The 25,518-nt window shown below is 72.3% G+C and carries 24 protein-coding genes; 5 read left to right on the top strand and 19 right to left on the bottom strand.

What is annotated here, in order from left to right:
• Positions 1 to 30 precede the first annotated feature (30 nt).
• Positions 31 to 669 (bottom strand): response regulator transcription factor, encoded by a 639-nt coding sequence (locus ABH925_RS17020; protein ID WP_370148746.1) that lies wholly within the window; start codon positions 667 to 669, stop codon positions 31 to 33.
• A gap of 247 nt (positions 670 to 916) precedes the next feature.
• On the opposite strand from ABH925_RS17020, the gene ABH925_RS17015 reads away from it, so the two are divergent.
• The 4 genes from ABH925_RS17015 to ABH925_RS17000 are packed head-to-tail and all read left to right on the top strand — an operon-like array spanning position 917 to position 6,543.
• Positions 917 to 4,477 carry a putative Ig domain-containing protein gene (locus ABH925_RS17015; RefSeq protein ID WP_370148744.1) on the top strand — a complete coding sequence of 1,187 codons (3,561 nt, stop codon included), beginning with the start codon at positions 917 to 919 and terminating at the stop codon, positions 4,475 to 4,477.
• A complete protein-coding gene (locus ABH925_RS17010; RefSeq protein WP_370148743.1) occupies positions 4,474 to 5,076 on the top strand; it encodes a ferritin-like domain-containing protein in 603 nt (200 codons plus the stop codon). Before ABH925_RS17015 ends, ABH925_RS17010 begins: the two co-directional genes overlap by 4 nt.
• Positions 5,073 to 5,750 carry a ferritin-like domain-containing protein gene (locus ABH925_RS17005; protein WP_370148741.1) on the top strand — a complete coding sequence of 226 codons (678 nt, stop codon included), beginning with the start codon at positions 5,073 to 5,075 and terminating at the stop codon, positions 5,748 to 5,750. The genes ABH925_RS17010 and ABH925_RS17005 overlap by 4 nt, the downstream gene beginning before the upstream one ends.
• A gap of 40 nt (positions 5,751 to 5,790) precedes the next feature.
• Complete coding sequence (locus ABH925_RS17000) at positions 5,791 to 6,543, top strand: Pvc16 family protein (protein WP_370148739.1); 753 nt, start codon at positions 5,791 to 5,793, stop codon at positions 6,541 to 6,543.
• Between the two features lie 17 nt (positions 6,544 to 6,560).
• On the opposite strand, the gene ABH925_RS16995 is transcribed toward ABH925_RS17000, so the two are convergent.
• The 15 genes from ABH925_RS16995 to ABH925_RS16925 form a co-directional block, all read right to left on the bottom strand.
• Complete coding sequence (locus tag ABH925_RS16995; RefSeq protein WP_370148737.1) at positions 6,561 to 6,995, bottom strand: hypothetical protein; 435 nt, start codon at positions 6,993 to 6,995, stop codon at positions 6,561 to 6,563.
• Between the two features lie 31 nt (positions 6,996 to 7,026).
• Positions 7,027 to 8,034 (bottom strand): hypothetical protein, encoded by a 1,008-nt coding sequence (locus tag ABH925_RS16990; RefSeq protein WP_370148736.1) that lies wholly within the window; start codon positions 8,032 to 8,034, stop codon positions 7,027 to 7,029.
• 905 nt (positions 8,035 to 8,939) lie between these two features.
• Entirely contained in the window at positions 8,940 to 9,479 is a 540-nt protein-coding gene (locus tag ABH925_RS16985) for a phage tail protein (protein WP_370148733.1), read from the bottom strand.
• Positions 9,479 to 11,494, bottom strand: a complete 2,016-nt coding sequence (locus ABH925_RS16980) for a putative baseplate assembly protein (protein ID WP_370148732.1) — start codon at positions 11,492 to 11,494, stop codon at positions 9,479 to 9,481. Before ABH925_RS16980 ends, ABH925_RS16985 begins: the two co-directional genes overlap by 1 nt.
• The gene (locus tag ABH925_RS16975) at positions 11,494 to 11,901 is read right to left on the bottom strand and encodes a GPW/gp25 family protein (RefSeq protein ID WP_370148731.1); all 408 of its coding nucleotides are present in this window, start codon (positions 11,899 to 11,901) and stop codon (positions 11,494 to 11,496) included. Before ABH925_RS16975 ends, ABH925_RS16980 begins: the two co-directional genes overlap by 1 nt.
• Before the next feature lie 9 nt (positions 11,902 to 11,910).
• Positions 11,911 to 13,770 (bottom strand): VgrG-related protein, encoded by a 1,860-nt coding sequence (locus tag ABH925_RS16970; protein ID WP_370148729.1) that lies wholly within the window; start codon positions 13,768 to 13,770, stop codon positions 11,911 to 11,913.
• Complete coding sequence (locus ABH925_RS16965; RefSeq protein ID WP_370148728.1) at positions 13,767 to 14,555, bottom strand: hypothetical protein; 789 nt, start codon at positions 14,553 to 14,555, stop codon at positions 13,767 to 13,769. The genes ABH925_RS16970 and ABH925_RS16965 overlap by 4 nt, the downstream gene beginning before the upstream one ends.
• 11 nt (positions 14,556 to 14,566) lie before the next feature.
• Positions 14,567 to 15,127 carry a phage tail protein gene (locus tag ABH925_RS16960; protein ID WP_370148726.1) on the bottom strand — a complete coding sequence of 187 codons (561 nt, stop codon included), beginning with the start codon at positions 15,125 to 15,127 and terminating at the stop codon, positions 14,567 to 14,569.
• Between the two features lie 48 nt (positions 15,128 to 15,175).
• Entirely contained in the window at positions 15,176 to 15,703 is a 528-nt protein-coding gene (locus ABH925_RS16955) for a phage tail protein (RefSeq protein WP_370148725.1), read from the bottom strand.
• Positions 15,704 to 15,731: 28 nt separating this feature from the next.
• On the bottom strand, positions 15,732 to 17,990 hold the full coding sequence (locus ABH925_RS16950) for a DUF4157 domain-containing protein (protein WP_370148723.1): 2,259 nt from the start codon (positions 17,988 to 17,990) through the stop codon (positions 15,732 to 15,734).
• 25 nt (positions 17,991 to 18,015) lie between these two features.
• A complete protein-coding gene (locus ABH925_RS16945) occupies positions 18,016 to 18,165 on the bottom strand; it encodes a hypothetical protein (protein ID WP_370148721.1) in 150 nt (49 codons plus the stop codon).
• 32 nt (positions 18,166 to 18,197) lie between these two features.
• Positions 18,198 to 18,623, bottom strand: a complete 426-nt coding sequence (locus ABH925_RS16940; protein WP_370148719.1) for a hypothetical protein — start codon at positions 18,621 to 18,623, stop codon at positions 18,198 to 18,200.
• A gap of 13 nt (positions 18,624 to 18,636) precedes the next feature.
• Positions 18,637 to 19,107 (bottom strand): phage tail protein, encoded by a 471-nt coding sequence (locus ABH925_RS16935; protein ID WP_370148718.1) that lies wholly within the window; start codon positions 19,105 to 19,107, stop codon positions 18,637 to 18,639.
• Between the two features lie 68 nt (positions 19,108 to 19,175).
• On the bottom strand, positions 19,176 to 19,643 hold the full coding sequence (locus ABH925_RS16930; RefSeq protein WP_370148717.1) for a phage tail protein: 468 nt from the start codon (positions 19,641 to 19,643) through the stop codon (positions 19,176 to 19,178).
• Between the two features lie 64 nt (positions 19,644 to 19,707).
• The gene (locus ABH925_RS16925) at positions 19,708 to 21,327 is read right to left on the bottom strand and encodes a phage tail sheath subtilisin-like domain-containing protein (protein ID WP_370148715.1); all 1,620 of its coding nucleotides are present in this window, start codon (positions 21,325 to 21,327) and stop codon (positions 19,708 to 19,710) included.
• Positions 21,328 to 21,799: 472 nt separating this feature from the next.
• Here ABH925_RS16925 and ABH925_RS16920 point away from each other — a divergent pair, with 472 nt between their 5' ends.
• A complete protein-coding gene (locus ABH925_RS16920; RefSeq protein ID WP_370148713.1) occupies positions 21,800 to 23,590 on the top strand; it encodes a LuxR C-terminal-related transcriptional regulator in 1,791 nt (596 codons plus the stop codon).
• Between the two features lie 47 nt (positions 23,591 to 23,637).
• Here ABH925_RS16920 and ABH925_RS16915 read toward each other — a convergent pair whose 3' ends face one another.
• From ABH925_RS16915 to ABH925_RS16905, 3 genes are all read right to left on the bottom strand, one after another.
• Positions 23,638 to 24,159: a DUF5994 family protein gene (locus ABH925_RS16915; protein WP_370148712.1), complete on the bottom strand. Its 522-nt coding sequence runs from the start codon at positions 24,157 to 24,159 to the stop codon at positions 23,638 to 23,640.
• A gap of 89 nt (positions 24,160 to 24,248) precedes the next feature.
• Positions 24,249 to 24,542 carry a hypothetical protein gene (locus tag ABH925_RS16910; RefSeq protein WP_370148711.1) on the bottom strand — a complete coding sequence of 98 codons (294 nt, stop codon included), beginning with the start codon at positions 24,540 to 24,542 and terminating at the stop codon, positions 24,249 to 24,251.
• A 5-nt stretch (positions 24,543 to 24,547) separates the two neighbouring features.
• Positions 24,548 to 25,156 (bottom strand): DUF5994 family protein, encoded by a 609-nt coding sequence (locus ABH925_RS16905; protein ID WP_370148709.1) that lies wholly within the window; start codon positions 25,154 to 25,156, stop codon positions 24,548 to 24,550.
• Between the last annotated feature and the right edge of the window lie 362 nt (positions 25,157 to 25,518).

Here is a 25,518-nt window from a genome sequence, read left to right as displayed (position 1 = left end):
CGGCCGGGTTTGTTCGTTCCTGACCTAGGATCAGATCAGACCTTCCCGGATGGCGAACGCAACCGCGTGCGTACGGTTACGCAGCTGGTACCGCACCGTGATGTCGTGCAGCGCGTTGGTGACCGTGCGTTTGGAGAAGGCGAGTTCGCCCGCGATCTCGTCGGTGCCGAAGCCCTCGGCCGCCAGGCGCAGCACCCGGCGTTCGCGGTCGGAGAGTCCGCCCAGGGTCATGCCCTGGGGGCGCAGCACATGCTGCTGGAGCCGGCCCACCTGCTTGAGCAGGCGGGTCAGCAGATCGGAGGGCAGCGCCGCGTCGCCCGCGGCGGCCCTGACCACCGCATGGGTGAGCGAGGTGGCCGTGGCCTCCCACCGCCACAGCACCGAACGGGCCCCGGACTCGACCACGGTCAGCAGGTCGTCGTCGGTGAGGGCGGGGACGACCAGCACGGCCTCCGCCCCCTCCCGCGAGCGCACCGCCCTGATCAGATCGAGGGCCGACACCGTCAGCTTGTCGAGCGCGAACACCACGACCCGTGCCGAGCCACCCAGGGGCGGATCGACGAGCTCGATCTCGGCGCGCCGGCGCAGCTCGGTCGCCAGCCCGGTCCGGGTGATGGGGTCATCGGCGTAGATCGACACCGGTATCCGGCCTTCCAAGGAATCCTCCATGCTGGAGTGTGCGTGATGTGTGTGGCCCTTCACAAATTGACCATGTATCGACAGCCGGTGTCGACTAGGGAACCCCCTAGCCGGTGCCTAATCGCGCACCGGCCCGGGCGGTGAGAGGAAGTCCGCGCTGCCGCAATCGAGTTGACGCAGGCACGCGGCGGCTGCGCTCTTTGCTGCCTGTTCACGCAGGTGCCGGGCCGCACCCGCTGCCAGGCTGACCCTCGATCAGCGGAAGGGGACCAGGCCGATGGGAATGTCCGTCGTCTTCGAGGATGGCAGCGACGCGGTCGAGGTCGTGCCGGGCGAGCAGGCCACGTGCTTCCTGCGCGTGGAGAACACCGGGATGGTGGTCGACCGGGTCCTGCTCGACGTGCTCGGCGACACGGCCGGGTGGGCGAGCGTCGAACCCGCCAAGGCCAATCTCCTGCCGGGCGCCACCGAACGGATCCGCATCACGTTCCGGCCGCCGCGCGCGGCCTCGACGGCTCCGGGCGAGGTGCGGTTCGGCCTGCGCGCGATGTCGACCGAGGACTCCGAGGGTTCGTCCATCGTCGAAGGCCGGGTCCGGGTCGGCGAGTTCGGCGACCTCGGTGCGCAACTGGTGCCCAAGAGCTCGACCGGACGGCGCGCGGCGCGGTTCAGGCTGGTCGTGGAGAACCGCGGCAACCGGCCTGAGCCCATCCGGGTCGAGGCCCTCGACCCGGAGGTCAAGCTCTCCTTCAGGACCAGGCCCGAGGTGTTCGTCGCACGGCCGGGCACGGCCACGTTCGTGCGCCTGAAAGCCGTCCCGCGCAAGACCTTCTTCAAGGGGCCGAACCGCACCCTGCCGTTCCAGGTCTCCGCGCTGCCGGAGCAGGGCGAGGCGGTGAAGGCCGAGGGCGTGATGCTGGAGAAGCAGACGCTGCCCGAGTGGCTGCTGCCGCTGCTCGGGATCGCGGTCGTGGCCGGCGGCCTGCTGCTCGCACTCTGGTTCGCGGTGCTGCAGCCGGTCGTGCACTCCGCCGCGACCGCGGCCGCGCAGGCGCAGAACGCGGCCGGCTCCGCGAAGTCCGCCGCCAGGGCCACGCCGAGCCCGAGCCCCAAACCCGCGCCGCCGACCGCGCTGGCGGTCACCGTGGCCTCGCCGACCCTCGTCACCGGGGGGACCGACCACGCCACGGTGACCGGTACCTTCGCGGGCGGCAGCGGACCGCTCCCCAAGCTCGTCTGGAGCTCCTCGGCTCCGCATGTCGCCACGGTCTCGCAGACCGGCGTGGTGACCGCGGTCGGTCAGGGCACCGCGACCATCATGGCGACCGGCGCCACCGGTACGGCGTCTCCGGCCACCGGCGCTCCCGCCCCGGCGGGGGCCTCGTCCGCCCCCGATGCGGCCCCCGGGCCCGTCGCGGGCCCGTCGGGCTCAAGTGCGGCGGGCCCGACGGTCCTGTCCGGCTCGGTGACGGTCAACGTCGTGGGCCCGGCGTCCGTCTCCACCGCCGCGCTTCCCCAGGCGGCGCTGGGCAAGGCCTACTCCCAGTCTCTCAACGGCACCGGCGGCACCGGCGCGTACTCCTGGCAGGTCAGCTCCGGCTCGCTCCCGCCCGGGCTCACGCTCTCCCCCACCGCAGGGGTCATCAGTGGAACCCCGACGACGGCGGGAACGACCTCGTTCACCGTGCACCTGAGCGACGCCGGGCCGCCCGACCAGTTCGCCTCCAAGGCGCTCAAACTGACCGTCATCAACGCTCTGGCGGTGAACAGTTCCTCGCTGCCGGGGGCGACCACCGGCACCGCCTACTCGCAGACCCTCACGGCGGTCAGCGGCACCGCGCCCTACAGCTGGTCGCTGGCGCCCGGCCAGGGCGCGCTCCCCAGCGGGCTGAGCCTCGCCACCACCGGCGCGATCACCGGAGCCCCGACCGTGACCGGCACCTTCGACATCACCGTCCAGGTCACCGATTCGGCCGCGCCCAGGCAGTCGGCCACCCAGCAGCTGACCCTCACCGTCGCCAAGCCCCTGCTGCTGAGCACCCTGGCCCTGCCCGACGCGGTCACTGATACGCCGTACTCGCAGACGCTCAGCGCGACCGGCGGGACCGAGCCGTACACCTGGTCCGTCTCCTCCGGGAGCCTTCCCAGGGGACTGACGCTCGGCCCGACGTCCGGGGTGCTCAGCGGAACCCCGCAAGGGGCGGGCTCCTTGACCTTCACCGTGCGCGCCACCGATGCCGGCAAGCCGGACCGCACCGCCTCGCAGGCCTTCACCGTGGCGGTGGTGACCGGCTTCACCGCCACGGACTCGAGCGTGCCCCAGGCGGCGATCGGGGTGATCTACCCGTCGAAGCTGCACCCGGAAGGGGTGAAGCTGAGCGCGGGAGGCGGTACCGCGCCGTACGTGTGGTCACTGACGGGCACGCTGCCACCGGGCTTGAAGGTGAACACGGACGGTTCGATCACCGGCACTGCGACCGCGACGGGAAGCTTCCCCTTCAGCGTGCAGGTGGTGGATTCGAGCACGCCCCCGCTCAGTTCCACCGAGTCCCTGACGATGACGGTGGTGGGGTCGCTGCAGATCACCACGGTCTCACCGCTGCCCAACGCCCTGACCGGGAAAGAGTATGCGCAAACCCTCGCGGCGACCGGCGGCACGCCCCCGTACACCTGGTCCGTCGCCTCGGGCAGCCTGCCGATGGGCCTGACGTTGAACGCTGCCACCGGTGTCATCAGCGGCACACCGGTGGCGGCCGGCACCACGAGTCTCGGCATCTCCGTGGCGGACTCCGGCCCCCCGCAGCAGAACGCGAGCCTGACCTCCCTCTCGTTGAAGGTCGCCGAGCCTCTCGGCTTCCTGTACGGAACCCCACCGCCCGACGCGGAACTGAATTTTCCCTACGCGGGTCTGCAGGCGCCTCAGGTGATCGGCGGCTCCGGCAGCGGGTCCGTCGCCTGGACGGTGACCGGCGCCCTGCCGTACGGCATCCAACTCGACCCCGCGACCGGGAGTATCACCGGCAAGGCGCAGTCGCCCGCCACCCCTGGAATGTACAAGTTCACCGTCACAGCGACCGACACCGCCGACTCCGGGGTGTCCGCGAGCGACCCGCTCCAGATCGTGGTCGTCAACACACTCGACGTACCGAGCGCGTACAACTGGAGCGGCACGGTCGGCACGCAGTTCCAGGGCACGATCCGGCCGACCGAGGGCGAGGCACCGTACAGCTTTGCCCTGGGCACCGGCAGCACCCTCACCGGGATGTCACTCGATCCGTCGACCGGTGAGCTCTCCGGCACCCCGGACGGACCGTGCACGCAGACACAGACCCCCGCAGGCGGGTCGTCAGGGCAGACCGCCGTACAGGTCACCTGTACCCCGGACCCCCTCGACGGCGACGTGACAGTCACCGACGCCCTCGGCGAGCACTTCCCCACCCACCTGACCCTGACCGCCGCGGTCCCGCCGCTGGCCGTGGCGTTCAACACCCCCAGCCCCGCTCCCACCCAGACCGCGAACTCCCCGCTGGACCCGTTCACCGTGACCGCCACGAGTCCCACCGGCGGCTACGGCAGTACGACGTACACCTACTCCTCCCCCAACCTGCCGTGCGACGTCCGCAGCCCGAGCCAGTGCGACCACATCGACCCCACCACCGGAACGGTGAGCGGAACCCTCGCCCATCTCAACGGCAAGCCGGTGACCTTCACCGTGGTGGTCACCTCCACCGATCCGGCGAACAGCCACAACACGATCACAGCCACGTGCACGGAGACGATCCAGACCTCCACCGGGGTCTCCCCGACTGCCACTGCGACAGCTGGAGCCACCACATGACCGGGTCACCGACCACAACGCCACCGGAGGCCCCGCTCGACGTGCAGGTGCTCCAGACCGCCGCGGCGCTGGAGAACCTCGCCGTCGTGACCTACACCTCCGCGGCAGAGCTGCCCTTCGTGGCGAAAGGGAGCCCCCGACTGAGTGCGCTGATCACCCGCAACAGGGCTCACCACCTCGCGCACGCACAGGCGTTCAACCAGGCTGTCGCCAAGGCCGGCGCGGCCCAGCAGCACGCCGTCGACACACGGTACGGCGCGACCGTGGGCCGCATGATGGCCCGAATGACGGATCCGGCGTCGCTGGCCGACCTGCTCAACGAGCTCGAAGACATCAACGCGCAGACCTGTACCCGCTTCGCGGCCCTGGCCGCCGGCGGCAGCCTGCGCGCCCTCTTCGTGAACATCGCCTCGGTCGAGGCGCAGCACGGTTCGGAACTGCTGATCGTCCGCACCCTGCTCGACTCCGGCCACGACGGGCAGAACGTGACCCGGGCCGCCGCGCGGGCGATTCCGGCGGCGGCCGGCACGGTCGGCATCCCACAGGCCGCCTACCCCACCGCGGACGCGTCCGCGATCGACGAGAGCACCGTGCGATGACCGAAGCGACGACCGGAACCCCACCCCCGCCCGTCCCGCGCGGCGACCGGACCGGCGGCGCGCGCGGTCTGCAGTCCCGGCGGTCCTTCGTCCTGTGCGCCGCAGGGGTCGGAATCGGCCTCGCGCTGGACGGATGCAGCAGCAGCCCGCCCCCACCGCCGTCGCCGTACTCCGGAGACCTGCGGACCGTGGCTCTCGCCGCCGCCCTGGAGAACCAGGCGGTGAGCGCCTACCAGGCCCTGGACGCGGCGCTGCGCGCCGGAAAGCTCGGCCCGGCCTTCCCCGCACTGGCCGCGTACCTGCGCACCGCGACGGACCATCACACCCGGCACGCCGCGACCTGGAACGCGATCCTGCGCGCCGCGCACAAACCGGCCGTCACCACGGCCGCGCTCTCGGACCACGCGAAGCTGATGGACACGATCCATGCGGCGTCGCGCGTGGAGCAGGCCGTGTCCGCAGTGCAGGGCCTGGAGAACCAGGCGGCGCAGACCTACACGGCCGCGGCCGGGAGCCTGGCGGGCGTCAGCCCTGCCCTGGTCGCGGCCTCGACGATCGCGCCCGTCGAGGCGATGCACGCCGCGGCGCTGGGCTGTCTGCTGAACGGGCAGTCCGCGGTGACGAGCTTCCTCGGCACCGCCCAGGCAGTGCCCGCCACGCGACTGACGGTCTGAACGCATACGGCGGGTACGTCGGCAACGAAGGGGCCATCGGATGTTGCGGGACGCGGATCTCTCGCTCGCGAACTGGCTCGGAACCGTCCTGCCGCCGGGTACCGGCGTCAGGTTCGACGCGCCGCGGGCCGACTGGGAAGCACGGGGATCCGGCAGCGCATTCGTCAGCCTGTTCCTCTGGGACATCCGCAGGGACGGCCGGGAACAGCCCACCTCCGGATGGTCGGAGGTGCGCGACGGCGACGGGCGGCTGCTGGGCAGGCAGCTTGCGGCACGCTACTACCGGATCTCCTACGCGGTCACCGCGTGGGCGGACCCGCCCGGCGCCGGGGACGAGACGTCCCGGCGAGCACTTGACGAGCACAGCCTGCTCGGCCTGCTGATCGACGCCTGTACCACTGCGGACACCATCGCGGACGACCATCTGACGGGGGCTCTGGCCGCAACCGGTCTCCCCACCTTCGTGCGCTGTGCGGGGGACGAGCCGGGGCGTTCGACGCAGGGCCTGTGGCCGGGCTTCGGAATCGCACCGCGCGCGCATTTGGTGCTGGACCTGGTGGCCGCCACCGTGCCGCCGATGGCGACCGGCCTGGCGCCGGCGCCACGCGAGATCGTGCTCGGCGCGAGCCGGCTCCCCGCCCCCGCCGCCGGCCGGCCCGGCGTCGCCACGTCGAGCGGCTCCGCCCCGTCCGGGACGGAGCCGGCCGGGGCCCCGGTGAGCGTGCGCCGGTGGGAACGGAGCACGGTCACCGAACGGGCCGCCCGGCCCGTACCGGCACCGCCGCGAAGCTGACCCCGCTCGCGGGGCCCTCAGCCCGCGGTCACCGACGCGTTGGTGGTGATGAACCGCGCGGTGCCCGGCTTCTCCGGCTCCGGATCCGGCACCGGGCCGGCCGGGGTGGGCTGCATGGCGGGCGTCTCCACGGTGAACATCGCTGTGAACGTCCCGGTGCCGATCAGGATCGGCCTGCCGCCGTTGCTGGTCTGCCGTGTCATGTTCTCCGGCAGCAGGGTGAGCATCAGGGTGCCCGTGCCGGGAACGGTGAAGGGTGGTTCCGTGTACACCAGCGGCACGCGCAGCACCATGGGAAGCTCGTCGTCCTGGAGACAGACCGGCAGGCCGCCGACGGTGACATCGGTGCTCGAACCCGTCAGCGCCACCGGCGCCTCCAGCGCGGGTACCGCGGTGGGCGGCGGGATCGTCACCTCCAGCAGGTCCCCGGTCCTGATGACGAAATCTGCCACGTGTCCTCCCCTGTCACATCGTCAGGCCCTGTCACATCGTCAGGCCGAACAGTTCGATCTCGGTGATGGCGACGCTGGAACCACTGCTGCCCGGATAGACCGCACCGACCTGGATCTGCATGCTGGTGATCAGGTCCGCGTGGCTGATCGTGATCGGCTGCTCCTGCGGTTTGTCCTGCGGGGTGACGGTGAAGGACTCGCCGTTCGAGAACACCAGACGCAGTTCGCTGGGCCTGCCGTCCTGGACGTAGGCGTTGCCCGCACCCGACCGCAGCAGGATCTGCTTCAGCGTCACGCGGTGTGCGAAGGTGAAGGTGAGGGTCGGCTCGCGTGAGGTCGACCAGGGCGCCAGCCAGTACGTGGTGGTGTTCTCGTCGGCGGCGTTCAACGGGGGATATCCGGGCATGGAGACATTCGCCGTCACGCTGACGGCGTGGATCGGCGAGAGACGGTTGCCGAGCGCGTTGGTGACGGACGCCTTCACGCTCTGCACTCTGGCGTTGACGACACTGCGGAACGGCGGATACGCGCCGTAGACCATGCCGGCGCAGAGGATCGCCACCGCACCGACGACGCGGACCTTGCGGTAGATCTGCCGCAGCAGGAACTTCAGGTCGAAGCGGGACTTCGCGAGCTGCGCGGCGGCCTTGCCGTCCGCCTTGCCACCACCCACGCCCGCGCCCGGTTCGAGCGGGACGACGCGCGGGCCGCGCCTGGGCACGAACCTTCGCCACCACGGCTCCTTGACCTTCACCGCCTCGACGAGTGAGGTGCCGCACCGACTGCAGAAGTTGCGGGTGCTGGGATTGCCCTCCCCGCACACACCGCACACCAGGTCGCCCGGCTGCAGGCGACGGCTCGGCGCGGTCCTGGTCACCGCGACCGCGCGGGCCCGCGCGATCCGCGGAGCCTGCTCGCGGACCTCCTCGGCCACCGGTCCCGTGGCCCGCGTGTCCTTCGCCTGCGGCGCCGGCGCCGGCGCGGGCGCGGGTGACGCGGAGTCGGATGCGGGATCGGCGCGCTCGACCGGCGCGACCATCGCCGCAGCATCGCTCCGCACCGGCCGACGCGGCGGAGGCGGAGGCTCCGCGGGGCTCCGCAGCGGCGGAGGCGGGGTGGCGCTCTGCCCGCGCGGTGGCGGTGGTTGCGGAGGCGTGGCAGCGCCGGGCCGCGGCCGCGGCGGGGGCGCAACACTCGGCATCGGCTTCGTCGGCGGTGGGGCAGCAACGCTCTGCCGTGGTGGCGGTGGTGGCGGAGGCGTGGCAGCGGTCTGCCCGCGCGGTGGTGGCGGGGTGGCGGTCTGCACGCGCGGTGGTGGCGGCGGGGTGGCGGTCTGCCCCGGCGGCGGAGGCGTGTCGGCCCCCTGCCGTGGTGGCGGAGGAGGAGGCGCCGCGGCCGGCTTCGGCTTGGGCGGTGGGGGCGGGGCAGCGCTCCGCGGTGGCGACGGCGGTGGGGGCGGGGCAGCGCTCCGCCCACGCGACGGTGGCGGCGGTGGGGGCGTGGCCGCGCTCCGCGGTGGCGATGGCGGTGGGGGCGTGGCAGCGCCCGGCGGGGGTGGTGGCGGTGGGGGCGCCGCGCTCGGCTTCGGCTTGGGCGGCGGCGGGGGCGGGGGCGCGCCGGGGCCCCGCCGCGGGGACGGGGCAGCGCCCGGCCGTGGCGGCCCGGGGGGCGGCGCCTTCTGCTGCTGGCCGGGAGCCGTAGCGGCGGCCCCCGCGCCCTCCGGCCTCGGGCCGGCGATGAAGTTGTTCGTCCCCTGAATCACCCGCTGCAGCAGGCCGACCGGCGGCTTGGCGGCCGCCTCCTCCCGCTGCTGTTCGATCTCCTGGACCAGTTCCTGCGCGACCTTCGGCGTCTGGACCTCCCCGGTCCATTCGAGGAAGCCCCCGCAGGAGCCGCAGAAGACGTCCTCGTCGCGGTTGTGGAGCCCGCACTTGCGACACACGATCATCGTTCAACGACCTCCAGCCCGTGAGGAACATGCGCGGGTTTCTCCGCCGCGATCAGCTCCCCGAGCGCAACGACGTCCACCGTCGCGCCCCGGGGCACCGTCACCCTGACTGACAGCCAGGCCCCCGCCTCGCCCGGCAGGGGGGTGTTCGGGGCCGTGGACCAGCGGACGCCGCCGTTCTCGGCAAGTTCCACCTCCCCACCGGTGGCGAGCTCGACCAGGGCCCGGAGACCCTCGACGGTGCCCCGCAGCCGGTACAGCCGCACGCAGTGCGCCACGGCGGCCCGCTGCCGTTCCAGCGGCCAGTTCTCGTCCAGGACCGCGCCCAGCCAGCCGGCGAGCCAGCGCACGAAGTCGGCGGGCGCGAGCATCGGGTCGGTGTAGGCGGCCAGGCAGTCCAGGGTCGAGATCGCCGGGGCGAGCACCTCGTCCAGGGCCCCGGTCCACCGCATCGCCACCGGGTCCTCCTGGAAGACCGCGGGCAGCAGGGTGCCGATCGGGTACGGGGTGGCCAACCCCTCCACAGCTCGCCGCATCAGTGCGCCTCCACCCTCACCTGGTGCTCGTAGGAGAACACCAGGCTGTTCGCGTCGAGATCGATCCGGCCGGCCTCCTTGCCGCGTACACCGGTGACCGGGTCGGCGGAGAACAGCCGTACGTCCTCGACCAGTTCGACCCCGTGCACCTGTTGCAACCGGCCGAACAGCTCGCCGGCCTGGACCGGGCGGCCGAACGGCCAGCCGGTGCCGTCGGGCCCGCCGCCCGGCAGAGGATTGAGATGGCGGTAGAGGACGTCGAGGGCGTCCTCGCGTACCCGCTCGACGTTCACCCGAGGCCGGGCGACCAGACGGGCGACCACGGTGACGCCGCGGTAGAGCGGCGGCTCCAGCACGACCCGCGTGCCCACCACCCGCGCCCGGTCGAGCCGGGCGGCGATCCGGGACAGCGTGGGCTCCGGCGGGACGAGGTTCTCGAAGAGGATCCGCCCCTCCTGCATGGCCGCGGCCGGGACGACCAGCACCCGGACTCCCCCGGCCTCGGCGGGGTCGCGGCCGGTCGGCACGCAGCGCACGCGGGCGATCTCCGGCGCCGCCTCGCGGGCCAGGATCTCGTAGTCCTCCGCCGTCACCGCGCGGCTGAGGGTGCGCAGCAGCAGCGGACCGCGGTCCTTGGCCTCGTCCAGGGTCTCCCCGTCCACCCCGCCTGCCGCCGGGCGCCGGTTCTCCACGGCGGTGACCGAGGGGATCGAGGACTTCAGCCGGCGTATCGACCCGGTCGCGACGTTCCCGCGCGCGCCTCCCCCGGTCGCGTAGCCGCGGATGCGCACCTCGGCGCCCTTCTCGGGGACGGCGCCGTAGCTGCGCAGGCTGCCGTCGGCCTCGCGCACCGCCGGGCCGAGCAGGACGACTCCCGAGACCGCGTCCAGGACGAAGTGCCGGTCCCGCGGTCCGCTGTCGGCGAAGTGCTCGACCTCGGTCCACTCCTGCCAGCCGTCCGGGGAGCTGGTCTCCATGACCGGCGGGCCGTACCCGGCCAGCACCGGACTGCGCCGCAGCGGGAACTGCTGCCCGGGCACGCCCTCCGCCTCGCCCAGCGTCTCCAGGCCGACCGGCTCGGCGTGCACGGCCTCGACCGTGGCGCCGACCGTGCAGACGGTCAGCCCGTCGACCACCGGCGAGTCGGTGTACGGGGGCTGGCCCTCCTCGGGCTCGACGACCCGTGCCCTGATCCACCCGGCGCGGTCGCCGTCGACCACGCTCGCCCGGTGTGCGGACGGCATGTGCAGCACGATCGCGCCCGAGGTGTTCAGGCCCCCGGTCTCGTCGAGCCCCGCCTCGCACTCCGTCCAGCCGCCCTCGGTCCACGCCTCCCAGACCAGCGGGGGGTGCTTCGGGTTGACGCCCACGCCCTCGACCCGGCCGCGGAAGCCGAGCCGGATCACGCACCCCGGCACCGGCTCGGACAGGCCGATCAGGAGTGCGTCTCCGCTCTCGGGGCGTCGGTGGAACGCGGGGAACGGCCGGCCGTCGGCCAGCAGCCGGGAGCGGTCCGCCGTCCGGGCAGACACCTCGTCCCCGACGCCGCTCGCGGCCCGGCCGGCCCGCTCGTCCTCGGACTCGGACCCGGGTTCGACCGCGGTCCTGATCCGTGCGAGCGAACAGGGCACCACGGCCAGGTCCTCCCGGGTGGTGAAGACGACCGACTCGGCGGTGGCGGTGCGCAGGGTGCCGACGCGGGTGCCGGCGCCGATCGTCAGCTGCACGCGGGCGGGACTGGACAGCCAGAAGGTGACGGGTGCGCGCGCCGGGGTGGGCGGGAGCATCCGAAGGCCGATCAGGTTCAGGAAGGTGACATACAGTCGGTCGGGCACCTGGTTGAGCCGGTAGAGCAACTGGTCGGTCATGTGGGCGAAGGTCTCGATCAGGGTGACGCCCGGGTCGGAGACGTTGTGGTCCGTCCACTCCGGACAGCGCCGCATCACCAGGCGCTTGGCCTCGTCGACCAGGTCCTGGAACCGGCGGTCGTCGAGATCGGGAACCGGCAGGGGCATCAGTACTCGCCCTCCTCGTGCTCGGGGATGGTGTAGAAGGGGAAGACGAGGTTGCGCGGACTGTTGGTGCCGGGGACGACGTAGCGGATGTCGATGTAGAGCAGACCGGAACGCTCCTGGTCGGGGTAGACGTCCACCTCGGCCACGTCGACGCGCGGTTCCCACTGCTCGATGGCGTCCTTGACGACGTCGGCTATCTCGGCGGCCTTGTGGACGCTCGCCCCGTCGAAGACGTAGTCCCGCAGGGTGCTGCCGAATCGCGGCCGCATCGGACGTTCCCCGGGATAGGTCTCCAGGATCAGCCGCATCGCCTGCTCCAGTTTGGCGGTACCGGAGGCCATGGCCACCGCGCCCGTGGGCTCGATGGAGAACGGGAACGACCAGCCGGTGCCGGTGAAGTCGGTCATCGCCGCCCGTCACCCGCCCAGCGAGATGGACGCGCCGGAGACCGAGACGGTGCCCTGGCTCTGGATGGTGAGCGATCCCGCCGACTTCAGCGTCAGCGAGTCGCCGCCGTCGATGGTCACGGTGCCGCCCTGGCCGGTCACGATGTTGACCGTCCCGGCCTGGCCGCATCTGATGGTGAGCTGCCCCGCCGGGTCGGTGGGCGCGCAGGCGAGCTCCACCGACCCCTGGACGACGTCGATGCCGAGGCCGAACGCGCCGTCGCCGGTGCCGAGCATGATCCGCGACTGCTCCGGCTTCGGGTCCTCGCCCACCTCGTCGGCGCTCATCTCGTCGTGGAACACCAGCCGGTTGCCCGAGGCCGAGACGAACCCGCGGCGGGCGACCGAGGAGTCCGCACCGCCCGGTCCCTGCCGGATCGCGCTGCCGCCGAGGCTGTAGGCGCTGTCCTCGGTGACCAGGCCGCCGAGGACGTAGGGGCGACGCGGATCGCCGAACTCGAACCCGACCAGGACCTCGTCGCCGACCTCGGGCAGGAACATCGCGCCGGCGCGCTTGCCGGCGCCGAACTGCACCACCGGGGCCCAGTCCGTGCGCACCTGGGTGGACAGCCACGGCAGCGTCAGCCGCACCCGGGCGTGGCTGTCGCCGATGTCGTCGACGATCGCGCAGACCAGGCCGGGGATCCGCACCGGGCCGGCACCGCCGGCCGAGGTCAGGCCGAGCAGCGAGCGGTCGTGCGCGCCACCGGCGGCGAACTCGGTGTGGTAGCCGTTCTCCGCCAGGTCGAACACGTGCCGGGCGCGGGTCACCAGCCAGGTGGCGGGGAACCGCCTGGGCACGCCGGTGACCTTGACGGTGCCGCCGGCACGGATCGCCGGGTCGCCCCACGCGTCGCCCTCGGCCTCGGCGAAGGTCCCGCCGAGGGACGCGGCGAGAGCCGCGGACGCGTCCTCGGCGTTCGCGACCGGCAGGGTGTTGACGACAAGGGCGGTCGTGCTCGGTGCGGGGCCGAGGTCCTCCCCGGCCTGCGGCTCCTGCTCGTCGGCCGTGCCCTCGGGTTCCTCCGCGGCCGGGCGGAACAGCGCCGCGACCTCGGGCAGGCCCTGCGGGTGCGGGGTGGAGGCGCCGGTCGATGACGTCGGCACCGGGGGCGCGGCGGAGAGCCTCGCCCGCAGCGGGTCCCAGACCCGTACCTCGACATCGGGGGTCAGGTTCCCCGCGGTGACGCGCGGTTCGAAGCGCAGCAGCGCACCGGGCATGGCGAGTACCGGCAGGCCCTCGTCGGAGTCCGCGAGCACGGAGGCCCGGCGGAAGCGGAAGAGCCCGTCGACCATGCCGAACTCGAAGCCGGTCTCGCCGGCCCGCTGCGCCAGGAACTCCCAGTCGCTCTGGTTGCACTGCAGCAGGTGCTCGTGAACGGTCGCCGTCTCGGTGATCTCGCCGAGCGGCAGCCCCGCCTCCCGGGCGATCAGCAGCGCGATCTCCGAGTCGGTCGAGTCGTCGAACGACCTGGTCCTGCGCGCCCGTTGGAGCCGATGGCACAGGTCGTAGCCACGGACCACGGTCCGCCCGACGGTGCCCTGGTAGTGCCCCTCGACGGCGGTGACCTCGCCGACGATCAGCCGGCCGCCCGGCCCGGATCTGGCCAGCACCTGGACGCGCGCGCCGATATCGAGCCCCGCCTCGTCCAGCGCGGCCCCGGTGAGGTCCTCGAAAGCGAGCGCGAACATCGCCGGCAGCAGCAGGTGCGTGTCGACCTCGGCCCGCACCAGGCATCTCGCGGCGACGCCGGACAGCTCCCGGCCCGCACCGGGGCCGACCAGTACCGTCGGCCACACGGTGGCGCCGAGATCCTGCGACACCGTCATCGTCCGGTCTCCTGTGTGCTCGGCAGGTAGACCTGCGTCCCCGGCCGCACCCGCAACGGGTCCTCGAACCGGTTCGCCGCGGCGATCTCCCGCCAGCGCCCCGGTCCGCCGTAGCAACGCGTGGCGAGTTCGGGCAGACTCTCGGCACCGGCGAGCAGGTGGGTACGACGCCCGGGCAGGCCCCCCGAGCTCGGATTGGTCGGCCCGGGGATGTTCGGGATCGAATGGAGCGTCAGGTCGACGGCGGCCCGCACCGGCATCCCGGACCGGCTGAACCTGGTGTAGGTGATCGTCACCTGGTTGAGGTGGACGAGGTAGATCTGGGGTCCCCAGACGAACTTCAGCCGGGGCAGCTCGGTCTTCTTCTCCGACGCAGGGTCGGTGACGGGCTGGAAATGGGTCCAGGAGAGAAGGCGCAGACAGTTGCGCTCCACGTCGCCGCCGTCGAAGGTCAGCGAGCGCATGGCGATGCTCGTGGTGCCCTTGGCCCTTTCCACCTCCTCGGCCGGCATGGTGACCAGTGCGACGTTCCCGGAGTCCCCTCCGTCTTGCGCACCGTTCTCTCTCCCATGGCGCAGCCCGGCGGACGGCATCACCGGCGCCATGTGGGTGATCACGATCGCCGCCGGGTTGAAGTCGAACATGACGTAGTAGGCGCCGGCGGCCTCCGCGGGGCCCAGTTTCGCGTTGCCGCGCTGGGTCAGCGCGGGCGCAGCCGTGGCCCGTGGAATGCTCGTCGGCGTCAGCGCGGCGCGCTGCGCCGAAAGGCTCGCGGGGGTGACCATGGGTTCGGCTCCTATACGGCGGGTTGTGGCAGGAAGCCCTCGTGCTCAAGGGTCAGCGTCTCCAGGGCGACCGCGTTCTGCCTGGCGTCCAGGACCGGTCCGCTCCACGAGACCGGGTACGCGTTGCGCAGGCTCCAGGAGGCGACGACGTTCTGGTGCACGTCCTGCAGGGCGATGTCCACGGTTCCGCTCGGCGGCCGGGTGCCGTCCCTGTCGTAGTTCATCCAGGTCGTGACCAGCCTGCCGAGCCAGGCCTGCAACAGCTGGGACGGCCGTGCCTCCATCGCCCGCTCCAGGACCACCGGGGAGTAGGTCACCTGGGCGGGCAGCTTGACCTCGCCGCTGTAGTCGCCGCCCACCTTGACGGGTTCGGTCTTGAAGTCGACCCTCAGCCCCTTGCAGGAGGACCACTCGCCGAGCGGCTCCCTGCCGTCGCCGGTGGAGAAGGTGACGGTGAAACGCATGGACAGGCCGTAGTACCGGAACGCGGTGTTGCCGGTCGTCCCCTGCCCGAACGACAGGGCGGTGGACGCGGAGGCCCCGCCGCCGAGTGGTAGAGACGCGATGTTCACTGATGCATTGCCTTTCCGGTGTGCCTTGCCGGGCTTCGGTGCCGGCTGTCAGAACGAGGTGATCATCGGCGACGGCAGCGGCGGGGCCGAGGAGTTCAGGTCGTCCTCAAGAAAGCCGGTGTGCGCGAGCTTGAGTGTCTCGATCGCCGGCTTGGCCCCGGCCGCGTCGAAGGATTCGACGGACCAGGCGATCGGGAAGAACTCGCTCAGCCGCCACTGGACCATCGGGATCCCGGCGTAGTCGACCAGCTGGATCGTGCCGCTCTGCGGCCGCGGGTGCTGCGAGGTCTGCGTCAGCCATTGCTGCACGACCCGCGAGTAGGGCCCCGCCGCCCGGCTGAGCGTGATCGGCTCGTACCTGGTGGCGCCGGGGAAGAGCCAGACCTGGTTGCCGCGGTCCCCGACCCGGTGCTCGATCTGCTGCCAGGACACCGAAAGGCCGGTCACCCTGGACCAGTCGCCGAAGTGGTAGGCGACGTTGTCGATCAGCACGGCGTACCGGTGGCTCATACCGACCGCCCCGGCGACGTTCCGGGCCTGCCCAGCCGCGCCGGACAGCGACCGCGTCATGCTCATGGATTCCCTCGTGTCTCGTCGGTCGCGTCTATCTCGTCCATCCGAACCGTCCCGTCTCGCCGAGCCGGCCCGCGCGTTCGCGGTCGACCAGGAGCTCACGGCGCAGCCGTCCGTGGATCTTCTGGTAGACCCGGACCGCCACTTCCTCGATGTCGCCGGGGTCGTCGAGGTCGAGCGGACGCCGGCCGCTGAGCTCGATGAGCTTGTCCCTGGCCGCGGCCAGCTCCGCGTCGAACGGCACCGGCGTCTGCGGTGCCGACGTCTGCGGTGCCGACGTCTGCGGTGCCGACGTCTGCGGTGCCGAAGTCCAAGCGGCCTCGGATGCGAACGGCGTGGGCCCGTACGCGGGCTCGGCCACGCCCGTCACGTCACCGGCCTGCCGCTGTACGCCGCTCGCGGGCGCCGCCTGCCACGGCGCGGTCCACGATGCCAGCGGGGTGGCATCGCCCGCCGCCGGGGCCGCGCCCAGGCCCCGCGCCCACCGCTCGGTCGCCACGGCCGCGGCCTCCAGAGCCATGCCGGCGTGGGAGTCCTCAGGAGGAAGCCGGGAGCCGAGGGTCCGCTGCTGGGCGGCGTGGGTGAGTTCGTGCGCGAGCAGGCCGCGCGCGAGCGGTTGGTCGAGCGGCCCCTTGTCCGCGGGCAGGAACACCTGGCCGTCTCGGGTGAAGGCGTGCGCTCCGAGCGCCTGTGCCTGAGCCGCCGCCTCGGGACCGCGGTGGATCGGCACGTCGGAGACGTCCACGCCGTGAGCCCGGCGCACGGCGTGGACGAGCTCGGGCGGGGCTGCCTGCACCGGCGGCGGGGAGGGGGCGGGCGGCGGCTCGGACTCGGCGTGGTCGTGGTCGTGGGCGTGCTCCGGCCGACGCCGAGCACGCGGCCGTGTCAGCGGCTTCTCCGCGCGAGCGCCCGTGGCCGTACCCGTGCTCGCCGGCGGAGTCGGTGCGGGCGCGGTCGGGCGAACGGCCATGGCAGCGGCCGGAGTCGGCCGCGCGCCGAGGACGAAACGGTAGACGGGTGGAGCCGGGAGCCGCACCGCCGGGAGCACGGCCTCGTCGCCAGCCCCGCCCCGATCGCCGGACCCGGTACCTTCCGCAGCCCGCGCACGTGGTACCGGCAGCGTCAACGCGGGCGGCGTGCCCCGACGCCTCGCCCGGGCGCCGGACGGCGCGCCCGTGGAGGGCCGTACCGGCTCGTCGATCGGGAGGTCCGGCGCGGCCTCGGGCGGCTCGGGGTCGTCGGTATCCCTCCGTGTCTCCACGGGGATCTCGGCCGCGAGGCGCGGCAACCGGCCCGCGTCAGCAGCGGACGCGGGCGACGAGGCCGCCTCAGCGGCCTCAGCGGGCCCGGGCTGCTTGTCCTGAACGGGCGCGTCGAGGGATTCGGCGGGCGATTCTACCGGCAACTCCGGTTCCAGGGCGCTCGGCTGACGAAGTGGGATGCCGAGGCCGAGCCGTCGGCTCTCGGCGAGGGAGGCGCGGCGCGCCGGCCTCACCGCTCCCGCACGCGGGTCCTGCGACGGGCGTGGTGGTGCGCTCGCCGCCTCGCTCGACCACGAGCCGCCGCCCTCGGGTATGGGCGGCACGGCAGCCTGCGGCACAGGCCGGGCAGCTGCGGCTCCCGTCGCCCATGGCGGACGGTAGGACTCGACCATCCGCAGCCAGGCCGAGGGAGCCTCCGGTGCGGCGTCGGGCAGCGGATCGCCCACGTACTCGTCACGGGCCTCGACCAGGCTCGGCCGAGGCCCGGCGGACGCGAGCACACGCGGGGTGAGCCGCGGCGCGGCAGGCAGCGTCTCCGGCGGTGGCACCGGGGTCGGTGCACGGTCCGCGACGGCCGACCGCCTCCGTGCGCGGGCCGGGGGCGGCGTGACCGTCTCCTGCTCCTCCGCCGTCACCTGCTCCTGCGGCGCTTCGGGGCGGACCGCGACGAGTCCCGTCACGCGTCCGGCGATCCGCTCCACGTCGGGGGCCGGGTTCGCCCGCGGGGGCGTCGGGGGCCTCGCCGCGTCCCCGGCATGACGGTCGGTCAGGCGACTGCGGCCCGGCGCCTGGATGAGCGGCCGGGCGTTGGCGGCCGCGAACACGCCCATCGAGGCGGCTGCGGTCAGCGGCGGCCGCCGGACGGTCGGGGCAAGAGGCGGCAGTCGTCGCCAGTGCGCCTGACCGGGCGGCAGAGCGGAGCCGGGCGGCAGAGCGGAGCCGGGCGGCAGGGCGGGGCCGGGCGGCAGGGCGGGGCCGGGTGGCACATCGCGGTGCTTGCCGCGCTGCCATCGAGGCAGCCAACGCATCTCGTCTCCTCTCCGTACACCGGGGTCAGGGCTGGAAGGTCTGGGCGGGTCCTGCTTCGCCACCGTCGAGGCGGCCGTGGATCCGGCCGATCTCCTCGATCACCCGGGCCCTCACCGGGTGTTCGAGGTCGAGGATGTCCGCCAGCGGCCAGTGCAGGTAGTAGGCGAGGTACACGGCCTCCTCCCAGAGCCGGTCGGCCGTGTACCTCAGGATTCCCCCGGCGCATCACCGGCGATGTCCACCGCGAATCCGTGCCCGCAGGCGGGGCAGCTGACGTCGGCCTCGGTGTGCCCGTCCTGGTTGATCCGCCGGTAGAGGTCCTGGAGGAACGCGAGATCGGAGGCGAACAGGTTCTCGATCACCAGGGCGTCCACCCCCGGGGCCGAGCCGAGCTGGGTCACCGTCCGGGCGAGCAGCAGCACGCTGAGGTAGGCGGGATTCTGCCTGACCTGGGGATCGCTCTGGCTGGTGATCTCGTCGCGCGCCGTCGCCAGGCGCATCACGCCGTCCCGGTGCACTCTGCCCTGCTCGTCCAGATAGCCCCGGGGCAGCACGAACGGGTAGCGGGTCAGCAGGCCGGGCGAGTCGGGCGGCGCGCCGTCGACGTCGGCGGCGGACGGGTGCGTCAGCATGACGTCTCCTCGCTCAACCGGCCGGCTGCATCAGGATCGAGTCGCAGTGCAGCACCACGGTCTCGGTCACCACTTCGGTCGCGCCGGCCTTCATCCCGCCGATCTCCAGCTTCGACGGCCAGGCGTTCTCCAGGAGGTAGGTGATGATCGGGTTTCCTCCCGACCTCGGGAGCGCACCCGCCGCGAACAACTGCAGCGAGCAGGTCTTGCGGGCCAGGGGGTCGCCCTGGAGAACCGCCTGGTGCCAGGACCAGATCTTCCCGTCGGTGTCGAGGCCCCGCTTGAGCGTGACCGTCGGCGGCTTGGTCTTGCCGTACTGCTTCGTGTGCACGATCCCCTCCGGACCGGTGGAGATGTACTCGACCGATTCCACCTCGGTGTTGATCCCGGACAGCTCACTGAATGAGGCGACCTGCACCCCGTCCACCGAGATCACGAAGGTCGACGCGCTCATCACCGTCGGGTTGCCGCTGGCGACTGCCATCGGGCCGTCCCCCTCTCCACTCGAAATTCCCTGTCCTGCCCGTCAGTTCCACTCAGGGTCGCGCCGTGTCATCCGCCGCCGTCGCCCTGCGTGATCATGTCGCAGGCGATCGTGACGTCCTCGGTGACCACGCCCTCCCCGGCCCTGGCGGAGGAAATGCTGATCTTCGCGCACCAGGCGTTGACGAGCGTGTAGCTCATCAACGGCTTCTGATTGTTCGCCCTGGGGAGCCCGCCGCCGAAGATGTCCAGACTCAGATACTGGGCGCGCGCGCCGGGATCGCCGCTGAGGGCCATCTGATGCCACGCCCAGAGCGCCAGACTGTTGTCCAGGCCGCGCTTGAGCGTGACCGTCGGCGGCCTGGTCAGACCGAACTGTTTGGTGTGGTTGACGAACCCGGCCGCGTCCACCGAGACGTACTGCTCGATATTGATCTCGCTGTTGATGCCGGCGAGTTCCTGGAACGCCATGTTCTGAAGCTGGTATCCACCGGTGATCTGGATATTCGAGGAGACCACGAATACCGGCGCGGACACGATGGTGGAATACGACTGCCCGGTCGACCCGGACGCGGGCTGGAAGCTTGGACCCGGCACCGGTTCACTCCTCCAGAGCCGCGCCCTGCGAGTACTGCGAGACCCGGAAGACGATGAACTCCGCCGGCTTGACCGGGGCGATCCCGATGTCGACGGTCAGGATCCCGGCGTCCCGGTTCTCCGGAGGGTTGTTCTCCTCGTCGCACTTGACGAAGAACGCCTCCTCCGGAGTACGCCCGAACAGCGCGCCGCTGCGCCAGACCCGGCGCAGGAACATCGTGATGGTGCGGCGCACCGAGCCCCACAGGAAGCTGTCGTTGGGCTCGAACACGACCCAGTTGGTGCCGTCGAGGATGGACTTCTCGACGAAGTTGAACAGCCTGCGCACGTTCAGGTAGCGCCACTCGGGATCGCTGGAGAGCGTTCGCGCGCCCCATACCCGGATGCCCTGACCGGGGAAGGCCCGGATGCAGTTGACGGCCACCGGGTTGAGCTGGTCGTGCTCGCCCCGGGTGATGTTGGTGGCGAGGTCGACCACGCCGCGCACCACCTCGTTGGCCGGGGCCTTGTGCACGCCGCGGGTCTCGTCGCTGCGCGCCCACACCCCGGCGATGTAGCCGCTGGGCGGAATGAGCGTCGGCCCGCCCCTGACCGGGTCCACGACCTTGAGCCAGGGCCAGTACAGCGCCGCGTACTTGGAGTCGTATCCGGCCTCGTCCATCCGCCAGTCCCTGACCTGCTGGGCGCCGAGCCCCGGCGGCGGGTCGAGGATCGCCACCCGGTCCGCCATCAGCTCGCAGTGCGCGATCATGGCGAGCTGCACGGCCTTGACGCCTTCGAGGTCCACGGCGCCGCGCTGGTAGGCGGCCATCAGGTCGGGGACGCAGAGCATGGTCAGGTTCTCGATCGCCTCCAGACCGGCGAAGCCGGTCCGGTCGGCGGTGTCCCCGACATAGTCGGCCGGGGTGATCCGCGCCGGGACCGGCCCCTGGGGCACGGCGAGGGCCGGCGCAGGTGCTCCTCCGCTCAGCGCGACCCGCGTCCCCTTCGCCGGCACCAGCGCCGACGCGCCCTTGACCTCGTCGAGGGCGATGAGCGTCGAGGACTCCTTGACGACCGTGGCGGCGTGGCGCGGGCCGCGCCGCAGCGACAGGTTGTCGAAGACCTCCGCCTCGCGGTCGCCGTGCCTGACGACCAGCTTGAACAACTCCTCGCCCGGCTCGCCCGCGTCACTGATCTCGACGCTCAGCTCGTTGCCGGCCTCCCCGGGCGTCAACGCCCTGGCGCGCAGGGCCGGACGGGCACCCTCTCCCGCCGCGGAAAGTTCACCCCGCGCGGCGGAGCCCAGCGTCCCGTTCCCCTCCGCCCCGGTCCCCTCTGCTCGGCCGTTCGCGGACGGCTGCTCCTCGCCGTCCCCGTCGGTGGCGCCGATGCGGACCACGTACGCGGCCCCGCCGCCGTTGAGGAAGTACCCGTAGACCGACTGCGGAAGGTACGCACCCTCGACGAAGCCGCCGAAGGCCTTGGTGTACTGCGTCCAGTTGGTCACGAGCGTCGGCTGGTTGGGGACTCCGCGTTCGGTGAAGCCCACGAAGGCACACAGGGCGGTGCCCACGCCCTCGATGGGCCGGGAGCCCGAGGAGACTTCCTCGACATAGACTCCGGGGGAATGGTAGGTAGGCACTGTTCCTCTGACCCTCCTTCAGAACCGCCGCGAACGAACCCTGCTGTCGGCCGAGTGCACGAACCGCGAATGGGGTGCGAGTGACCGCTGAGTCGATACGGATCAGTCTCGGGTGCACCGGCCCCGGTCCCCTGCGCGCCATCGCGGCGTAAGACGCAGGTTCCGTTGCGCGATTGAGCAGCCGCGACAGCACAGCGGTGAGCCCAGGCCGATCACCGAGCTCGTGTCGGCCAGTCAATCCCCTTAGTGGCCATACTTCTTGTACTCCTCGTTGTAAGCCGGCCACCGCGTCATCAGGCAGACTCGCGAGCACGAAATGCGAGCAACCGGCGCGAACGAAGGATCGGAATTGCACCCGGCACGTAAGGGAAACCAGGCGAGCGGGCGCTTCCTCGTGAGCGCCCCGCTGAGCCCGACGAGATGGCGGGCTCTGCACCGTGCCGCCGCCGAGGTACTCGATCCGCGTTCGGCGTTGGCTCACCGAGCTCTGGCAGCCGACCGCCCCGACCCGGGGCTGGCCGCGGCACTGGAGGCTGCCGCCGTCGACGGAGGGGCAGAGGAGGACGAGGCCGGCGTGCCGACACGGCAACTGCTGGTGTGGGCGGCCGACCTCAGCGCGGACCGCAGCGAGCGGGAGCGCCGGCTGCTCCTGGCCGCGATGCACGACGTCTACGCGGAGGGGCTCGGGGACGACGACCTGTGGCTGCGGGTCGAGGCGTTACCCCCCTCGCCGCTGCGGTACTGCGCCCAGGCCGGTCGAGCCCTGCTCGAACACCGTCTCGGCGCAGCTGTCGACCACCTGCGAGCGGCGCGCCGCGCCCTGGCCGTCGCGGAGGCGAGCATGGCCGCCGCGGTGGTCGAGACCGCTGCGGCGATCGAGACCACTGCGGTGATCGAGACCACTGCGGTGATCGAGACCACTGCGGTGATCGAGACCACTGCGGTGATCGAGACTGTGGAGGCCGCCGTGGCGTGCCGTCTGGCACGGGGCGGCGCCGCGATCGAGGCGGCGACCAGGGCGTTGGACGCCGCGAGCGCCGACGCCGTGCAGGTCCGCACGACCCGGCGCCTGCTGTTGCTGGGCCAGTCGTACGCGGAGGGTCCGTGCGGGGTACTGCGGTCCCTGGACGGGCGCGCGGCGGTGGGCGAGGCGAACCCGACCGCGGCGGAGCGGTGGACTGCCGTGCCGGAGCTGCGGGACGCGGGACTGTTGCTGCTGCGGGGCGAGTGTCGGGTGCTGGCGGGCGATCTGGAGGCGGGCGCGGGTGACCTGGACCACCTGGTCCGAGGTCACGGCGGGAATCCCGGCCACCCGGACCGGCTGCGCGGGCTGGAGCGGCTGGCGATCGCCCACTTCCTGCTCGGGACCTGGCAACAGGCCGATGCCGCGGTGGACGTACTCGAGCAGGCCGACGGCGATACCGCGGGGCGGGCACTGCGGGCCATGCTCTCGGCGGTTCGCGGCACGGATGCGGCGCCGCGAGGCCGAGTGTGGACGTGGACGAACGGGAGGACACTCGGCTCCGCGGAACCCGACCGCCTGGTGATCGCCGCCTGCGCGGACGCCGTCGCCCTCCAGGCGTACCGTCGCCACGCGGACATCCTGGCCGCGATCACGTGGCTGAACGGCGGCTCCGCCGGCCTGGAGGACGCGCCGGCCAAGTTCGCGCCGCTGTGGCTGCCGGCGTACGTGGAGGCGGCGATCGAGACGGCGAACCCAGCGGCGGAGGCGGGCCTGGCCGAGCTGGGCGCGTGTGCGGAAAGTGTCCCGTACCTGATGGTCACCTTCCATCGGCTCGCAGGCCGGGCGGCCGAGTCCCGGCGCACCCCTGCTGCGGCAGAAGCGGCGTACCAGGCAGGACTGTCGGCCGCGCAGACCCGCGCACCGAGCCCGCCCCTGCACCGGGCTCAACTGGAGTACGCCTACGGCCGGTTCCTGTGCTCGCTCGGGCGGACCACAGCCGGCTCCGGGATGCTCCAGCGAGCACAGGACAGCTTCGCCTCGCTCGGCGCCCTCGCGTTCGTCCGGAACTGTACTCAGCAGCGCGCGGCCGTGACCCGGGGAGCGTCACCCTCCCCCGACGTCGCCCTGACCGATCGTGAGGCGACGGTGGCCGGACTGGTCGCCTCCGGCCTGACCAACCGCCAGGTCGCCGAGGAGCTGCTGATCAGCGCGAAGGCGGTCGAGTTCCACCTGGGGAGGATCTACCGGAAGCTCGGGGTGCGCACCCGCAGGGATCTCGCCGGCCGATGGCCGAGTTGAGCCGTGGACCGTGCTCGGCGACACCTCTCGCCGAGAGCCGAACCCGTTCAGGGGATGGACCACCGCTCGTGCGCGTGGCGGGTGCGGATACGGATGTGACCGTGTGGTGCGGCGCTCGCCGGCGACACGGGTCCGTGGGTCAGGAGTGAGCCGGCGCTCTGCTGGTTGCCGGGGTGAGCGGCAGCGGCCATGAGCTGGTGCGCCCGCCACATCGCCGTCCCGGGCGGAACCACGAGGAGTTCCCACTGCCCGATGCGGTAGGAGAAGAGGCTGATGGAGTGGGGGTCCTGAGCGGGGTCGTACCAGTTCACCCGTACGTCGTGCGATTCGGTCGTCACGTCGTGGTGCAGCTGCGCCCAGGCGGACTCGCGGACCGAAGCACGGGTGATTCGCCCCCAGGAGTGCGCCAACTCCTGGATCAATTGCGGAAGTTGTACGACGAGGTCACGCGAGTGCGGCCACCAGGCACCATCGAGCCGGGCTCGGGGGCCGTCGGGTGTCAGGGCCAGCCGAACTGCAGGACGGGTCTGCGGGCCGACGGAATGGGTGGTGGCTGTGCTCGTGGTCATGATGCCTACCTGTCTCCGGGCGGTTGCCCGCCCGGCGGAGTGCCCCCGGGGAACGACGCTGCCGCGGTGAGCCGGCAGGGCGCTTCGGTTCAGAGACGGGTGAGACGTTCCTCGGGGTCGACGGGCGCAGGCCAGCTGTCGACCCGGCTGCGGGCAGCGTTGGCGCACAGCCCGGACTCGTCCGGTCCAGGTCCGGGATCGTCGAGGACGTCCGCGGACTCGTGGGGGTCCGCGGGTGCGGACGGCGTGCGGCGCCGGGGCAGCCAGCGGTGAGCGCGGGTCAGGGCCGGAATGGCGGCGCTTCGGGCGTTGGCCAACTGGACGAGGCGCGACCCGATGCCGATCATGGCGACGAGCACGAGGACCGTGAAGAGGGTGTCCATGGTGCTCACCTTCCCGAGGACGCGTACATACGGCCGAGGGGCATGGTCAGCAGTACAACCAGGGGCACCGGCACGGCCAGGGACATCGCCGCTCCGCCCTCGGACTCCCACTCCGCCACCGCTCCCGAGTCACTCTGCCGGGCTTCGGCGGTGCCGAAGGCTGCTGCCTCGGTGGCCATCAGGGCGCTGGCGCCGAGCGTCACGGCCGGATCGGTTGCCGCGGCCATCAGCCGGGCGGCTGCGGCCGGGTCGGTCCGCGGCGGGATGACCAGCAGGTCCCAGCGGCCGACGGTATAGGAGAGGAGCAGGAGGCTGCGCGGGTCCTGTTCGGTGGTGAACCAGCCGACCTTGACGACATGACCCGCGGCCGGCACTCGGCCGGGGAGGGGCTGCCAGTGGCAGGGGTTGACGGTGACTCTGGTGATCCGTCCCCACAACAGATCCAACTCGGCGACCAAGGAGGGAAGTTCGCTCCGGAGATCATCGGAGCGCGGCCACCAGGCGCCGTCCAGGAGGCCTGCGGGGGAGTCGGCCGGCCGAAGCGCGAGCCGCAGGGCGGAGTCATCGCCACGGGGCGGCGGGAGCCATACGGCAGGCGGAAGGAGGGTTGCCATGGCGGTGTCCTGATCCCCGGGTCCGCTTGCGGTCCCGGCGTCGGCGCTCGCCGAGAACGACAGGGGCGCGACAGCCAGTGTGCGAGAAACCCTCGGTAACTCCACCGTACTCCGCGCAGGTCCGATCCGGACCGATACCGCCGATCAATCACCCTGCGTCACCACCGCGATGGCGAGGGGGACGGCAGCTCGCCGAGCAGCGCCGATCCGGCGTGCTCCTCCCCGTACCGACGGGCACGGGGAGGAGCATCGCGCGTGCGGGCGTGTCCGTCAGGGCTTCGACCGCGGGCACCGGCACCCCGCCACCACCCGATTGGAGCACGCCCTCTCGCTGCGCCCGGCGAACCGGGCAAGGCTGCTGT

Source organism: Streptacidiphilus sp. EB129 (assembly GCF_041262645.1).
Classification (GTDB): Bacteria; Actinomycetota; Actinomycetes; order Streptomycetales; family Streptomycetaceae; genus Streptacidiphilus.
This window is presented reverse-complemented; position numbering and strand designations above follow the sequence as displayed.